The organism is Sphingomonas sp. (genome assembly GCF_036402235.1).
Classification (GTDB): Bacteria; Pseudomonadota; Alphaproteobacteria; order Sphingomonadales; family Sphingomonadaceae; genus Sphingomonas.
The window spans coordinates 1-13,917 of sequence record NZ_DASWTG010000040.1; the positions used below are offsets into that span (position 1 = coordinate 1).

Sequence of the window (13,917 nt, forward strand, 5' to 3'; positions counted from 1 at the left end):
ACGAAACTGGATTGCCGCGCTTCGCTCGCAATGACGATGGTGAGCTCGACCTCCTCGCCCTCGAGCCGCACGAGCGCGCGGCGGCCGGTCTGTTCCTCGGCTTCCAATATCCGGTCGAGATCCCCGGCATCTCGAACGTCCAGTTCCTGCGCACCGCACTGAACGCGCAGCGCCGCGCGCGCGGCGAGCCCGAGGTCTCGGCCGGCGACTTCCTGCGCATCAGCCGCCAGCAGGCGGACGCGCTCGGCATTTCGATGGACATGCTCAAGCGCAACGTGAACGTCGGCTTCTCGGGCGGCGAGAAGAAGCGCAACGAGATGGTGCAGATGGGCATCCTGAACCCGAAGTTCGCGGTGCTGGACGAGACCGATTCCGGCCTCGACATCGACGCGCTGCGCATCGTCGGCGAGGGCATCAACCGCATCATGCGCGCGCCCGACAAGGCGGTGCTGCTCATCACCCATTACCAGCGCCTGCTCGACTATGTGAAGCCCGACGCAGTCCATATCCTCGCCGACGGCCGCATCGTGAAGACCGGCGGCCCCGAACTCGCGCACGAGCTGGAGCGCGAGGGTTACGCGCAGGTGGCGGCATGATTTTGTTCACGCGAAGGCGCGAAGGCGCGAAGAAGGTTTGTTCACGCAGAGGCGCGGAGAAACGCAGAGGCGCAGAGATGTGGTCGCGCCGCGTCAGCGGCTCTCAACCTCTCGCCGGTTCCGCTTGCCGCCACGCCCGTAATGTGCGGGCGCTTCGCGCAAATCCACACACCTCTGCGCTCTCTGCGCCTCTGCGCGAACCCACTTCTTCTCTTCGCGCCTTCGCGCCTTCGCGTGAACCAATCTTCGCGAGCGTCGCCGCATGAACGCCGCCCTCACGCTCCCCTCCCCGCGCGAGGAAGCGTGGCGCTGGAGCGACCTCGACACGCTCCGCGCTGCTGCCGAAACCACACCCACCACGACGGGGATCGATCCCGCGACGCTGTTTCTCGACATCACCGGCCCGCGCCTGCTGTTCGTCGACGGCGCGTTCGAGCCGGCACATTCGCGACCCGGCCCCGTCCAGCTGACCGCTCTGGAAATGGCCGGCGACCACCCGCTGGGCCGCTTCGCGCAGGGCGAGGGCTGGGTACTGCGCCTCGACGCCGCGGCCGCAACCGATCCGATCCAGATCGTCCATCTCGGCACCGGCGGCGAGAGCCACCTCCCCGCCCACATCGATATGGCCGACGATGCCGTCGCCACGGTGATCGAGACCTATGCCGGCCGCGGCTGGGCCAACCGCCTGCTCCACGCCTCGCTGGGCAAGGGCGCACGCCTCCAGCGCGCCGTCCGCCTGCTGCAGGACGAGGGCTTCGTCTCGCTCCGCGACGAGGCGCAGACCGGCGAAGCGGCGAGCTATGTCGCCACCTTCCTCGGCGCCGGCGGCAGCGGCAGCCGCATCGACGGCTTCCTCCGCCTCGACGGCGCCGGCGCCTATGCCGAGATGGGCGGCGCGCTTCTCACCCGCGCCGAGCAACGCCAGGAAGCCGCGGTCGCGGTCCACCACGCCGAAATCGAGGGCACCAGCCGCCAGATATGGCGCGCGGTCGCCGCCGACGCCTCGACCGCCAGCCTCGCCGCCCGTGCCGAGGTCGCGCGTCACGCGCAGAAGACCGATGGCGAGCAGTCGCTGCGCGGCCTGCTCTTGAAGCGCACTGCGACGGTGAACTTGAAGCCCGAGCTCGAGATCTTCGCCGACGACGTGAAGTGCGCGCATGGCGCCACCGTCGGCGAGCTCGACGCCAGGGCGCTGTTCTACATGCAGTCGCGCGGCATCCCGGAGCCGCAGGCCAAGGCGCTGCTCACCCGCGCCTTCGTCGCCGACGCGCTCGACCGGATCGGCGACGAGGCCGTGCGCGAAGCCTTCGCAGCCGACGCCGGGAAATGGCTGGAGGCCGCGCTGTGAGTGGCATCGATAATATCCTCCCCGGCTGGGCCTATCTCGATACCGCCGCGACCTCGCAAAAGCCGCGCCCCGTCATCGACGCGATCACCCGTGCCTATGACCGCGACTATGCGACGGTGCATCGCGGCGTGTACCAGCGCTCGGCCGACATGACCCTGGCGTTCGAGGCCGCGCGCCGCCGCGTCGCGCGCTTCATCGGGGGCCAAGAGAACGAGATCGTCTTCGTCCGCGGCGCCACGGAAGGCATCAACCTTGTCGCGCAATGCTGGGCCGGCACGGTCCTCAAGCCCGGCGACCGCATCCTGCTCAGCCAGCTCGAGCATCACAGCAACATCGTCCCCTGGCAGATGGTCGCCGAGCATACCGGGGCGGCAATCGATGTGATCCCGCTGACCGAAGACCATCGCATCGATCTCGACGCGATGGAGCGGATGCTGACCCCGGCCCACAAGCTGGTCGCGCTCGCCCATGTCTCGAACGTGCTCGGCTCGGTCCTCGACGCCAGGCGCGCCGCCGCGCTCGCCCATTCGGTCGGCGCCAAGCTGCTGCTCGACGGCTGCCAGGCGGTCCCGCGCCTGCCGGTGAACGTCGCCGATCTCGACTGCGACTTCTACGTCTTCTCGGGCCACAAGCTCTACGGCCCGACCGGCATCGGCGTGCTGTGGGGGCGCTACGCGCTGCTCGATGCGATGCCGCCCTATCAGGGCGGCGGATCGATGATCGACCGCGTGACCTTCGCGAAAACGACCTACGCCCCGCCGCCGGGCCGGTTCGAGGCGGGCACGCCGCATATCACCGGCGTGATCGGCCTCCATGCCGCGATCGACTATGTCGACGGCATCGGCCTCGACCGCATCCACGCGCACGAGACCGCGCTCGTCACCCAGGCGCGCGAGGCGCTGGCTGGACTCAACAGCGTGCGCGTCTTCGGTCCTGCCGACAGCGCGGGCATCGTCAGCTTCGCGGTCGAGGGGGTGCATCCGCACGATGTCGCCACCATATTGGACGAAGCCGCTGTCGCGATCCGCGCGGGCCATCACTGCGCGCAGCCGCTGATGGACTCGCTGGGCGTGACGGCCACCGCCCGCGCGAGCTTCGGGGTCTATAACGGCGCGGCGGACATCGAGGCATTGGTCAAGGGTATCGAACGAGTGACGAGGATCTTCGGGTGAACGAGGCAGGCAAGATCGAGGTCGAGGAAGTGTCCGCGGTGACGCCGCCGCCCCGCGCGCGCGTCGAGGATGCCGAAACCCCGCGCGACACCTTCGAGCGCAAGCGCGACTATCTCGAAGGCTTCCTCTCGCAGAAGCCGAGCGACCTCCCCGCCGGCGAGCCCGGCGGCGCGACGTATGACGCGATCATCGACGCGCTCAAGGAGATCTACGATCCCGAGATCCCGGTGAACATCTACGACCTAGGCCTCATCTACAATGTCGAGGTGACCACCGACGGCCATGCCGTGGTGACGATGACGCTCACCACCCCGCATTGCCCGGTCGCCGAATCGATGCCGGGCGAGGTCGAGCTGCGCGTCGGCGCCGTCCCCGGCGTCGGCCATGCCGAGGTCAACCTCGTCTGGGATCCGCCCTGGGATCCGCAGAAGATGAGCGACGAGGCCCGGCTCGAACTGGGGATGCTGTGATGACCGAGGTGAAGACCCGCGCCCGCCCCGCCGCGATCCTGCTGACTCCCGCGGCTGAGGCGCGCATCGCCGACCTCATGTCGCGCGCGCCCGAGGGGGCGATCGGCGTCAAGCTCTCGACCCCTCGCCGCGGCTGTTCGGGCCTCGCCTATTCGGTCGATTACGTGACGGCCGCGAATCCGATGGACGAGCGCATCGACACCCCCGGCGGTACGCTGTTCGTCGATGGCGGCTCGGTGCTCTACCTGATCGGCTCGACGATGGATTGGGTCGAGGACGACTTCACCGCCGGCTTCGTGTTCATCAACCCCAACGCCAAGGGCGCGTGCGGCTGCGGCGAGAGCTTCACTGTCTGACGAAGCGCCCAAGTCGAATGCAGCTCGCAACGCGGCCATCGCCGCTGCTGTGCTGCTCGCGCCCGGCGGCTTCATCCTTGGCGGCCTGCTGATCGCGCGTGCGTTGAAGAAGCGGCGCGAGGCGAAAGATGCGGCCCCATAAACCCTTCCTGCCAGGGGAGGATCGGAAGCTCCCTTTTCCCTTGCAATGTTGGAATTCGCCTGCTGCACTTCGGCTGCCGGGCCATGTCCCGGCCGCTCTTTGATCCGTGGATCACCCGCCGTGCGAACCCGTTGAATCTGTCAACTTCGTCAACCCGCCGGCGCTCGCGATAGTGTAAAGCTAGTGTAAAGTTTCAGCCCGCGAACGTCTCGATCGCTTCCCCTGGCCCCGCCGCCCGGCCAAAATACCATATGCGATAGCCCAGCCCGCAAAGGGGAGGATTGAGGTCGGCGCTCCGTCCGGAGCCTATACCGCAAACAGCTGCCCGATATCCCTGAACGCCTTGAACTCCAGCGCATTGCCCGCCGGGTCATGGAAGAACATCGTCGCCTGCTCGCCCGGCTTGCCGGCAAAGCGGATATGCGGCTCGATCACGAACTCGGTTCCCGCCCCGCGCAGCCGCTCGGCGAGCGCGTGCCATTCGTCCCAGTCGAGCACCAGCCCGAAATGCGGCACCGGCACCGCATCGCCGTCCACCGCATTGCGCAGCCGCACCCCGGCGCCTTCGCCCTTGTGCAGCACCAGCTGGTGCCCGCGAAAGTCGAAGTCGATCCAGTGCCCCGGATCCTCGCGCCCCTGCGGGCAGCCGAGCAGCCCGCCATAGAAGGCCCGCCCCGCCTCCAGATCGTCGACCGGGATCGCGAGGTGGAACAGCGGGGTGGTCATCACATCCATCCTTCCAGCACCTGATCGGGCGGGCGGTGGCCATCGGCCCAGAAGCGGATATTGGCGATCACCTTCTCGCCCGTCGCGTGCCGCCCCTCGAACGTCGCGCTGCCCATATGCGGGGTCATCACGACATTGGGCAGCGCCAGCAGCCGCGGGTCGATCTGCGGCTCGAAGCGCCACACGTCGAGTCCCGCCCCGGCCAGCCGCCCCGCCTCCAGCGCGTCGACCATCGCCTCCTCGTCGACGATCCCGCCACGCGAGGCGTTGATCAGATAGACCTGCGGCCCGAGCAACCCGATCCGCCGCGCATCGATCAGCTCGCGGCTGTCGTCGTTGAGCGGCGTATGGATCGTCAGGATATCGATCGCGCCCAGCATCGCGTCGAGATCGGCGTGCCAGGTCGCCCCGAACTCGGCCTCGACCACTTGCGGAAGCCGATGCCGGTTGTGATAGTGGATCGACAGGCCGAACGCCCGCGCACGCCGCGCCACCGCCTGGCCGATCCGGCCCATGCCGACGATGCCCAGCTTCTTGCCGCCGATCCGATGCCCCAGCATTCCCCCAGGCGACCAGCCCTTCCAATGGCCCGATCGCACCAATTTCTCGCCCTCGGCCAGCCTCCGCGTGACCGAGACGATCAGCGCCATCACCATGTCGGCAGTGTCTTCGGTCAGCACGCCCGGCGTATTGGTGACCACGATCCCGCGCGCCCGCGCCGCTTTGAGGTCGATATGGTTCACGCCCGCGCCGAAATTGGCGATCAGCTTCAACCGCTCGCCCGCTTGCCCGATCAGCTCGGCATCGATCGTGTCGGTCACGGTCGGCACCAGCACATCGCAATCCGCCATCGCTTTCGCGAGCGCCGCGCGGTCCATCGCCGCATCGGACTGGTTGAGGCTGGCATCGAACAGCTCGCCCATCCGCGCCGCGATCGCGTCGGGCAGCTCGCGCGTCACGGCCACGCGGGGCCGGGCGGGTCGGGGCGATTGTACCATCCCGGCCCGGATGGCCCTCCCGCCGCCGCCAGTCAACGGTTGATGCGGTGCGCACCCTCGACGTAAACGGAGCCTAGGCTTTTGGGGGTTTGGAATGTTGCGGACGTTGCTCGGGATTTTGGTGGCGATCGCCCTCGGCGCCGGCGCAGTCACGCAAGCATGGGCGCAGCAGCGCAAGCCGCCCTATTATGCGTCGATCAGCGCGGGCAAGGCGAACATGCGCACCGGCCCCGGGCGCAACTATCCCACCAGCTGGCTCTATCAGCGCGCGGACCTGCCGGTGAAGGTGGTCGAAATCTACAATGACTGGCGCAAGGTCGAGGATCCGGACGGCACCCAGGGCTGGATGCTCGTCGGCCTGCTCTCCGCCCAGCGGACCGCGGTGGTCGTCGGAACGATCGTCGAGATGCGCGACAACCCGCGCCTCAACGCCCGGGTCAACTGGCGCGCGGCGCCCGGCGTGGTCGGCCGCATCAGCAAATGCCAACGCGGCTGGTGCTGGTTCGACGTCAAAGGCCGCGGCGGCTATGTCGAGCAGAACCGCATCTGGGGCACCGAACCGGGCGAGGAAGTGCCCTGAGGGATCGGTCGCCCCGGCCGATCACGACTGGTTTTCAGCGTCGGGCAGCGCGCGGAAGCGGACCGGTATCCAGTCGCCCAGGCGGACGCCGCTGAGAAAGGCCAGCACGCCCGTCACGAACAATGCGAAGGTCAGCGGAAGCGCCAGGAGGACATCGGTCAGCCGCTGAGCCGAATTTTCCGCGCGCTCGCCGCGATCGATCCCGAACAGGCTGAGGCCGTCCTCGACCGACCAGCCCGGCCACTCGCCGCCCGTCCTCCATTCCCAGAATTCGATCAGCAGGATTCCCGGAGCCGCGAGCGCCGCGACCAATCCCACGCTGACCAGGGCTTCGGCGGCCAGCTGCCGTAGACGCGAACGACCCGATCCCGCAACGTCGCGCTGCAAGGCCGCGCTGTCACCTTTCGCAGCTTGAATCGATCGCGGAGAGGCCTGGTGCAACGGCTCCCCGGCGAGCAAACGCCGCGCATCCGGGTTCAGACGCTCGGCGCAATAGCCGTCGATCCACGCGATCGTCCCGGCGTCGAGATAGTCCGCGAACCCGCCGACCTTGCCGCGCCGCATGCGCGAGGCATCGGCATTGGATCGGTCATAGGCCCGCCCCGGCACGCCCTGGGCCTGCTCCATCCGCCGGAGCTTCTCGAAGCTGGCCGCATCGACCGCCCGTTCGACCAGCTCGCGCGCCACCGGAAGATCGAGAAAACGAAGCGTCGCGATCGTCTCCTCGACCGGCGCGGCGCTCAGCCGTTCATATGCGACCACCTGATGCGGCCGCCAATGCATCGCCAGACCCCAGTTGTTCAGGTAGCGCACAAAGCCGGGCAGGCCATGGCGGCTATCCCGCACGAAATCCTCGATCTCGCCGGCATAGTCCTGCTTGTGGTGCTTGAGATGAAAATAGGAGGAGACGACCACATCGTGCGGATTGCGGACCATGAACAGTACGGGACAGCCATCCGCGGCGAGTTGCTGCGGCATCAGATGCGTCGCCGCGATGAGTGGAAGCCGTGCATCCCTTTCCCGGCGATGGAATGCGGGAATGCCCCGCACGGGATCGAGGTCGTAGTTCGGAACCAGCCCGAACATGCTCGTCAGGTCGATCTGGCTGTGCTGCCGCAGACTGCTGAGGTAGGAAGCAAGGATGAACCGATACCAGGTCCTTCCGCATTTGGGGTAGGAGGCGAGCAGGGTGACGCCGCCCCGCCTTATCCGGGACAGCTCCCTCGCACGATGAATATAGCTGGCGGAATACCGCGAAATTCGCCGAATCATGATGCCGATCTCCACTCGCATCCTAGGGCTGGGGTGGGACCGGCAAAAACGGCTATCGGGATTACTTCAAATGGCCGGCAGGCCGGCAACCGGTGCCAGATGATCCCCAATTGCTCGGGACAGGTTTACTCCGACAAATAGTTGCGGCAGCCTTCCGCTACAGCTAGCGTGCTCCCAGCGCGTCGTGCGCGATGGGAGCAGGATGGATATGTCCGATGGCTGGACTCGGCGGCGCGCGCTCCGCGCCGGCGCCGCGCTGGGCCTCGTGCCCGCAGTTGCGCGGGGCGCGGAACGCCAGGGGGTTCACGCGGAACCCTTCCCGCTTCGCCAGGTCCGCCTCAAGCCCTCGATCTTCCTGACCGCGGTCGAGGCAAACCGCCGCTATCTCCTCTCGCTCGACGCCGACCGCTTCCTGCATAATTTCCGCGCCGGCGCCGGAATGGAACCGAAGGGCGCCGCCTATGGCGGGTGGGAGGCACGCGGCATCGCCGGCCATTCGCTCGGCCATTATCTCAGCGCCCTGTCGCTGATGCATGCGCAGACCGGCGACCCCGCGCTCAAGGAGTGCGCGGCGTATCTCATCGCCGAGCTGGCAGCGATCCAGGCGAAACAGGGGGACGGCTATGCCGGCGGCACGACGGTCGAGCGCGGCGGCAAGACCGTCGACGGCAAGATCGTCTATGAGGAACTGCGCCGCAGCGAGATCAACTCGACCGGCTTCGCGCTGAACGGCGGCTGGGTCCCGCTCTACGCCTATCACAAGGTGTTCGCGGGCGCGCTCGACGCGCACCTTCATGCCGGAATCGCCGGCGCACTGGCCGTCGCCACCGGCCTTGGCGACTATCTCGGCACGATCCTCGAAGGGCTCAGCGACGCCCAGATCCAGCAGATCCTGCACACTGAGCATGGCGGCCTCAGCGAATCCTATGCCGAGCTGCATGCGCGGACCCGCGACCGCCGCTGGCTGGGGCTGGCGGAGCGGTTGCGGCACCGCGCGATCGTCGATCCGCTTGAGGCGGGCCGCGACGAGCTCGCCGGCAAGCACGCCAATACGCAGATACCCAAGATCGTCGGCGACGCGCGGCTGCACGAGCTCACCGGCAACCCCGCTTATGCGCGCACCGCGCGGTTCTTCTGGACGATCGTGACGCGCGACCACAGCTACGTCATCGGCGGCAATTCGGACCACGAGCATTTCGGCCCGCCGCGCCAGCTTGCCGGCCGCCTCGACCAGCAGACCTGCGAGGCGTGCAACAGCTACAACATGCTGCGCCTCACCCGGCACCTTTATGGCTGGAACGGCGACGCCGCCTATTTCGACTTCTACGAGCGCGCGCATCTCAACCACATCATGAGCCAGCAGGACCCGGCGACGGGCATGTTCACCTATTTCACCGCGCTCGCGCCGGGAATGGGGCGAGTCCATTCCAGCCCGACCGAGGATTTCTGGTGCTGCGTCGGCTCGGGCATGGAAAGCCACGCCAAGCATGGCGAGAGCATCTATTGGAAGCGTGGCGATGCCGTCGCGATCAACCTCTATTATGCCTCGACCCTGCACGCGCCCGAGGCGCAGATCGACATCGATACCGATTTTCCCCTCGGCGACGCGGTGCGGATCGCCGTGGCGAAACCGCCGCGCACGCTGGCGTTGCGCGTGCCGGGCTGGTGCGCCGCGCCGCTTTGCCGCGTCAACGGCCGCACCGCGGGCACGCGCGAGGGCAATTATCTGATGCTCACCGGCCTCAAGCCCGGCGACCGGATCACGCTGTTGCTGCCGATGCCGCTTCGGGTCGAGGCCATGCCCGACGATGCCGATCTCGTCGCCTTCCTGAGCGGCCCGCTGGTGCTCGCGGGCGACCTCGGCCCCGCCGCTTCACCCTGGGAGGGAACGGACCCGGCGCTGGTCACCGATCGCGCGGCACCGACGCTGGTGCCCGCCGGCACCCTGCACCGCTACCGGCTGGGCAGTCAGGGCCGCCCCGGCGATCTCGCGCTCGCGCCCTTCTTCGCGCAGCACCGCAATCGCACCGCGGTCTATTTCCGCCGCTTCGCCACCGCCGAATGGCCTGCGCAGGCGGCCGCGTGGGAGCGCGCCGCACGCGAGCGCGCCGATCTCGCGGCGCGGACGGTCGATCTCATCCGGCTCGGAGAACAGCAGCCCGAGGTCGACCATGGCTTTGCTGACAGCGGGGCATCGGCGACCGTGCCCCACATCACCGAGCGCCACCGGCGGGTAAACAAGGGCTGGTTCGAGTTCGACCTTACGACCGGGCCGGGGCCGCTCGCGCTTCAGGTCTCCTATGGCGGACGCCAGCGCGACAAGGATTTCCGCATCCTGGTCGACGGCCATCTGCTCGCGAACGAGCGGTTGCCCGGCCAGCCGACCGTCGCGCGCAACCTCAAGACCTATCCCCTGCCCGCAGACCTCGTGCGCGGCAAGCCGAAGCTGCGCGTGCGATTCGAGACCGACTCCAGGGACCAGGCCGAAGTCTATAGCGTCCGCCTGCTGCGCGCGGTCGATCCGGGCTAGTTCAGCAGCTCCACCGCCATCGCCGTCGCCTCGCCGCCGCCGATGCACAGCGAGGCCAGCCCCCGCTTCTGCCCGTTGTTCTGCAGCGCCGCGAGCAGCGTCGCCAGGATGCGCGCGCCGCTCGCCCCGATCGGGTGGCCCAGCGCGCACGCCCCGCCATTGACGTTGAGCACGTCGTGCGCGATTCCGAGGTCGCGCATCGCGATCATCGCGACCACCGCGAAAGCCTCGTTCACCTCGAACAGATCGACGTCGCCGATCCCCCAGCCCGCCTTGTCGAGCGCCTTCTGCATCGCGAACACCGGCGCGGTGGTGAAGCGCGCAGGCAAGTGCGCGTGCGCCGCATGCGACACGATCCGCGCGACCGGGTCGAGACCCAGCTTCTCGGCGACCGACGCACGCGTCAGCACCAGCGCCGCGGCACCGTCCGAGATCGACGAGGCGTTGGCCGCGGTGATCGTGCCGTCCTTGGCGAAGGCGGGCTTGAGCGTCGGGATCTTGGTGGGATCGCCCTTGGCTGGCTGCTCGTCCTTGTCCACCGTGACCACGCCCTTGCGGGTCGAAATCTCGACCGGCACGATCTCGCGGTCGAACCCGCCCGACTGCTGCGCCTTCTGCGCGCGCGTCAGGCTGGCGATCGCGAACGCGTCCTGCGCCTCGCGCGTGAACTGGTATTCGGTCGCGATCTCCTCGGCATAGGTGCCCATCGCGCGGCCCGGCTCGTACGCGTCCTCGAGCCCGTCGAGGAACATGTGATCGAACAGCCGGTCGTGCCCGATCCTCGCACCGCCGCGATGCTTCATCGACAGATACGGCGCGTTGGTCATGCTCTCGAGCCCCCCCGCGACGAGCAGGTCGACCGATCCCGCCGCCAGCGCCTCGGCGCCCATGATCGCGGCTTGCATGCCCGAACCGCACATCTTGTTGACCGTGGTCGCCTCGACATGGTCGGGAAGGCCTGCCTTGCGCGCCGCCTGCCGAGCCGGCGCCTGGCCCAGGCCCGCGGGCAGCACGCAGCCCATATAGATGCGCTCGACCGCCTCGCCCTTCAGCCCCGCACGCTCGACCGCCGCACCGACCGCCGTGGCGCCGAGCTCGGTCGCGGTCGCATCGGCCAGCGCGCCCTGCATGCTGCCCATCGGGGTGCGGGCATAGGAGACGATGACGACGGGGTCGGTGGACATGAAAGCCTCTCCGCGAGTTTGACGTTGGCCGCGATCTAGGCGCGGGATACCGCAAATGCAAAAAGGAGGCGACATGCCGCTACACGAGATCCTCAGCTGGTTCGCCTCGATCAGCGGCATCATCGCCGCGTTCATGGTCTCGCTCGACAACGGGCGCCGCGTCACCGGCTGGGGGTTCGCGCTGTTCGTCCTGTCCAGCATCGCCTGGATCGGCGGCGCTCTGCTGAGAGACGACGAGCCGCTGCTGTCGCAGAACCTCGTCATGTTCGGCATCAACATCTTCGGCGTCTATCGCTACCTGATCCGGAAGAAACCCGTTGATTGAACCCTGGATGTGGCCCGCCGCGCTCGGCGTGCTCGGCCTGATCTTCGGCAGCTTCATCGCCACGGTCGCGCTGCGCTGGCCGGAGGGGCGGAGCGCGCTGCGCGGCCGCTCCGAATGCGATTCGTGCCACCGAGTGCTGCGCGCGCACGAGCTGGTGCCGCTCTTCAGCTACGCGCTGCAGCGCGGCCGCTGCCGGGCTTGCGGCGGAGCGATCCATCCCGGCCATCCGGGCGTCGAGATCGCGGGCGCGCTCGTCGGAGTCGCCGCCGGCCTCGTCGCGCCGGGCTGGGAAGGCGTCGCGGGCGCGGTGTTCGGCTGGCTGCTGCTCGCGCTCGCCGCGCTCGACCTCGCTGCCTTCTGGCTTCCGAACATCCTGACCGGCCTTCTGGCCGTGACGGGGATCGTCGACGGCCTGTTCTTCGACCCCGGCTGGCCCGACCGCATCCTCGGCGGCCTGCTCGGCTTCGGCCTGCTCTACCTCGTCGCCTTCACCTACGCCCATGTCCGCGGACGCGAAGGGTTGGGCGGCGGCGATCCCAAGATGTTCGGCGGCATCGGCCTGTGGCTCGGTGCGACCATGCTCGCGCCGGTGTTGCTCGCGGCCAGCCTCATCGGCCTCGCGGCTGCGCTCGCCATACGCATCTCGGGCCGCAAAATGGAGATGACGAGCCGCCTCCCGCTCGGCACATTGCTGGCTGTCGCCGCCTTTCCGGCGTGGCTCTATTCGACGGGAATCTAGAGAAGATGCGCGAGATACTCGACCGCCAGCGCGCGGCGTTCATGGCCGAGCTGCCCGTCTCGATCGAGGTCCGGCGCAACCGCCTCCGCCGCGCCGCCGCGATGGTGAAGGATAATGCCGCCCGCTTCTGCGACGCGCTGAGCGAGGATTTCGGCCATCGCAGCCCGCGCCAGTCGATGATCACCGATATCGTCGCCTCGGTCTCCCCGCTCAAACACGCCGAAAAGAATGTCGTGCGCTGGGCGCGGCGCGAGAAGAAGCCGGTGATGTTCCCGCTCGGCCTGCTCGGCGCCCGCGCCTGGGTCGAGTACCAGCCCAAGGGCGTGGTCGGCATCATCGCGCCGTGGAACTTCCCGGTGAACCTGGTCATGTCGCCGCTCGCCGGGGTGTTCGCCGCGGGCAACCGCGCGATGGTCAAGACCAGCGAGTTCACCCCCGCCACCGCCGCATTGTTCGAGGAGCTCTGCCCCCGCTATTTCGACCCGGCCGAGCTCGCCTTCGTCAGCGGTGGCCCCGATGTCGGGCAGGCCTTCTCCGCCCTGCCCTTCGATCACCTGCTGTTCACCGGGGCCACCGGCATCGGCCGCCACATCCTCCACGCCGCCGCCGACAATCTCACCCCGGTGACGCTCGAGCTCGGCGGCAAGTCCCCCGCAATCCTCGGCCGCTCGGCCAATCTCGCCCAGGCGACCGAGCGGGTGGCGATGGGCAAGATGCTCAACGCTGGGCAGATCTGCATCGCACCCGACTATCTGATGGTCGCCGCCGAGCAGGAGGCCGAAGCGGTCGACGGTCTGGTCCGCGCCGCGTCCGCGATGTACCCGGCGCTGCTCTACAACCCCGATTACACCGCGATCATCAACGACCGGCATTTCGCCCGCCTCACCGCGGCGATCGACGACGCCCGCGCCAAGGGCGCCGAAGTGATCGCGGTCAACCCGGCGAACGAGGACTTCGCCGCGTCCAACGCGCGCAAGCTCCCGCTCCACATCATCCGCAACGCGACCGACGACATGACGGTGATGCAGGAGGAGATCTTCGGCCCGGTCCTGCCCGTCCGCAAATATGACAGCATCGACGGCGCGATCGCCGAGGTGAACCGCCGCGACCGCCCCCTCGCCCTCTATTATTTCGGCGCGGACGAAGCCGAGCGCCGCCGCGTGCTCGACCGGACGATCTCGGGCGGTGTCAGCCTCGACGACACGATCTTCCACGTCTCGATGGAGGAACTGCCCTTCGGCGGCATCGGCCCCTCGGGCATGGGCGCCTATAATGGCGAGCCGGGCTTCCGCACCTTCAGCCACGCCAAGTCAGTGTTCAAGCAGTCGCGGCTCGACGTCGCCGGTCTGGGCGGCCTCAAGCCGCCCTATGGCAGGAAGACCGACGCCGCGATCAGGCGGCAGCTCGGCTAAGATAGAGTGGGTATTCTTCTCATCCTCCCCCGCCAGGGGGAGGTGGCAGCCGAAGGCTGACGAAGGG

The 13,917-nt window shown here is 68.3% G+C and carries 14 protein-coding genes; 10 read left to right on the forward strand and 4 right to left on the reverse strand.

Annotated features, from left to right (window positions below; translation table 11 throughout):
* The 5 genes from sufC to VGD28_RS07680 form a co-directional block, all read left to right on the forward strand.
* On the forward strand, window positions 1-596 hold a 596-nt coding region (gene sufC, locus VGD28_RS07660; protein ID WP_331027743.1), incomplete at its 5' end, for a Fe-S cluster assembly ATPase SufC.
* Window positions 597-858: 262 nt separating this feature from the next.
* Complete coding sequence (locus VGD28_RS07665; RefSeq protein WP_331027744.1) at window positions 859-1,944, forward strand: SufB/SufD family protein; 1,086 nt, start codon at window positions 859-861, stop codon at window positions 1,942-1,944.
* Window positions 1,941-3,116 (forward strand): cysteine desulfurase, encoded by a 1,176-nt coding sequence (locus tag VGD28_RS07670; protein ID WP_331027745.1) that lies wholly within the window; start codon window positions 1,941-1,943, stop codon window positions 3,114-3,116. The genes VGD28_RS07665 and VGD28_RS07670 overlap by 4 nt, the downstream gene beginning before the upstream one ends.
* On the forward strand, window positions 3,113-3,586 hold the full coding sequence (locus VGD28_RS07675) for an SUF system Fe-S cluster assembly protein (protein WP_331027746.1): 474 nt from the start codon (window positions 3,113-3,115) through the stop codon (window positions 3,584-3,586). Before VGD28_RS07670 ends, VGD28_RS07675 begins: the two co-directional genes overlap by 4 nt.
* A complete protein-coding gene (locus VGD28_RS07680; protein ID WP_331027747.1) occupies window positions 3,586-3,942 on the forward strand; it encodes an iron-sulfur cluster assembly accessory protein in 357 nt (118 codons plus the stop codon). Before VGD28_RS07675 ends, VGD28_RS07680 begins: the two co-directional genes overlap by 1 nt.
* A 448-nt stretch (window positions 3,943-4,390) precedes the next feature.
* Here VGD28_RS07680 and VGD28_RS07685 read toward each other — a convergent pair whose 3' ends face one another.
* Complete coding sequence (locus tag VGD28_RS07685; protein ID WP_331027748.1) at window positions 4,391-4,810, reverse strand: VOC family protein; 420 nt, start codon at window positions 4,808-4,810, stop codon at window positions 4,391-4,393.
* Window positions 4,810-5,808 carry a D-glycerate dehydrogenase gene (locus tag VGD28_RS07690; RefSeq protein ID WP_331027749.1) on the reverse strand — a complete coding sequence of 333 codons (999 nt, stop codon included), beginning with the start codon at window positions 5,806-5,808 and terminating at the stop codon, window positions 4,810-4,812. The genes VGD28_RS07685 and VGD28_RS07690 overlap by 1 nt, the downstream gene beginning before the upstream one ends.
* A 94-nt stretch (window positions 5,809-5,902) precedes the next feature.
* On the opposite strand from VGD28_RS07690, the gene VGD28_RS07695 reads away from it, so the two are divergent.
* Window positions 5,903-6,388 (forward strand): SH3 domain-containing protein, encoded by a 486-nt coding sequence (locus VGD28_RS07695; RefSeq protein ID WP_331027750.1) that lies wholly within the window; start codon window positions 5,903-5,905, stop codon window positions 6,386-6,388.
* A gap of 21 nt (window positions 6,389-6,409) precedes the next feature.
* Here the strand turns inward: VGD28_RS07695 and VGD28_RS07700 are convergent, their stop codons facing one another.
* A complete protein-coding gene (locus VGD28_RS07700) occupies window positions 6,410-7,675 on the reverse strand; it encodes a sulfotransferase domain-containing protein (RefSeq protein WP_331027751.1) in 1,266 nt (421 codons plus the stop codon).
* A 187-nt stretch (window positions 7,676-7,862) separates the two neighbouring features.
* On the opposite strand from VGD28_RS07700, the gene VGD28_RS07705 reads away from it, so the two are divergent.
* On the forward strand, window positions 7,863-10,190 hold the full coding sequence (locus tag VGD28_RS07705; RefSeq protein ID WP_331027752.1) for a glycoside hydrolase family 127 protein: 2,328 nt from the start codon (window positions 7,863-7,865) through the stop codon (window positions 10,188-10,190).
* Here VGD28_RS07705 and VGD28_RS07710 read toward each other — a convergent pair.
* Window positions 10,187-11,374 carry an acetyl-CoA C-acyltransferase gene (locus VGD28_RS07710; RefSeq protein ID WP_331027753.1) on the reverse strand — a complete coding sequence of 396 codons (1,188 nt, stop codon included), beginning with the start codon at window positions 11,372-11,374 and terminating at the stop codon, window positions 10,187-10,189. The two genes, VGD28_RS07705 and VGD28_RS07710, sit on opposite strands and share 4 nt — an antisense overlap.
* Before the next feature lie 73 nt (window positions 11,375-11,447).
* Between VGD28_RS07710 and VGD28_RS07715 the strand changes: the two genes are divergently transcribed.
* The 3 genes from VGD28_RS07715 to VGD28_RS07725 are packed head-to-tail and all read left to right on the forward strand — an operon-like array spanning window position 11,448 to window position 13,850.
* Window positions 11,448-11,699, forward strand: coding sequence for a hypothetical protein (locus VGD28_RS07715; RefSeq protein ID WP_331027754.1), 252 nt, complete (start codon window positions 11,448-11,450; stop codon window positions 11,697-11,699).
* Complete coding sequence (locus tag VGD28_RS07720; protein WP_331027755.1) at window positions 11,692-12,438, forward strand: prepilin peptidase; 747 nt, start codon at window positions 11,692-11,694, stop codon at window positions 12,436-12,438. The genes VGD28_RS07715 and VGD28_RS07720 overlap by 8 nt, the downstream gene beginning before the upstream one ends.
* A 5-nt stretch (window positions 12,439-12,443) precedes the next feature.
* On the forward strand, window positions 12,444-13,850 hold the full coding sequence (locus VGD28_RS07725) for a coniferyl aldehyde dehydrogenase (protein ID WP_331027756.1): 1,407 nt from the start codon (window positions 12,444-12,446) through the stop codon (window positions 13,848-13,850).
* Window positions 13,851-13,917: the final 67 nt, after the last annotated feature.

Bases quoted from the DNA above. Each gene is read 5' to 3' on its own strand.
- VGD28_RS07685 (WP_331027748.1), bottom strand. From the start codon at position 4,810: ATGACCACCCCGCTGTTCCACCTCGCGATCCCGGTCGACGATCTGGAG.
- VGD28_RS07710 (WP_331027753.1), bottom strand. From the start codon at position 11,374: ATGTCCACCGACCCCGTCGTCATCGTCTCCTATGCCCGCACCCCGATG.
- VGD28_RS07705 (WP_331027752.1), top strand. From the start codon at position 7,863: ATGGATATGTCCGATGGCTGGACTCGGCGGCGCGCGCTCCGCGCCGGC.
- VGD28_RS07695 (WP_331027750.1), top strand. From the start codon at position 5,903: ATGTTGCGGACGTTGCTCGGGATTTTGGTGGCGATCGCCCTCGGCGCC.
- VGD28_RS07715 (WP_331027754.1), top strand. From the start codon at position 11,448: ATGCCGCTACACGAGATCCTCAGCTGGTTCGCCTCGATCAGCGGCATC.
- VGD28_RS07680 (WP_331027747.1), top strand. From the start codon at position 3,586: ATGACCGAGGTGAAGACCCGCGCCCGCCCCGCCGCGATCCTGCTGACT.
- VGD28_RS07725 (WP_331027756.1), top strand. From the start codon at position 12,444: ATGCGCGAGATACTCGACCGCCAGCGCGCGGCGTTCATGGCCGAGCTG.
- VGD28_RS07690 (WP_331027749.1), bottom strand. From the start codon at position 5,808: ATGGTACAATCGCCCCGACCCGCCCGGCCCCGCGTGGCCGTGACGCGC.
- VGD28_RS07665 (WP_331027744.1), top strand. From the start codon at position 859: ATGAACGCCGCCCTCACGCTCCCCTCCCCGCGCGAGGAAGCGTGGCGC.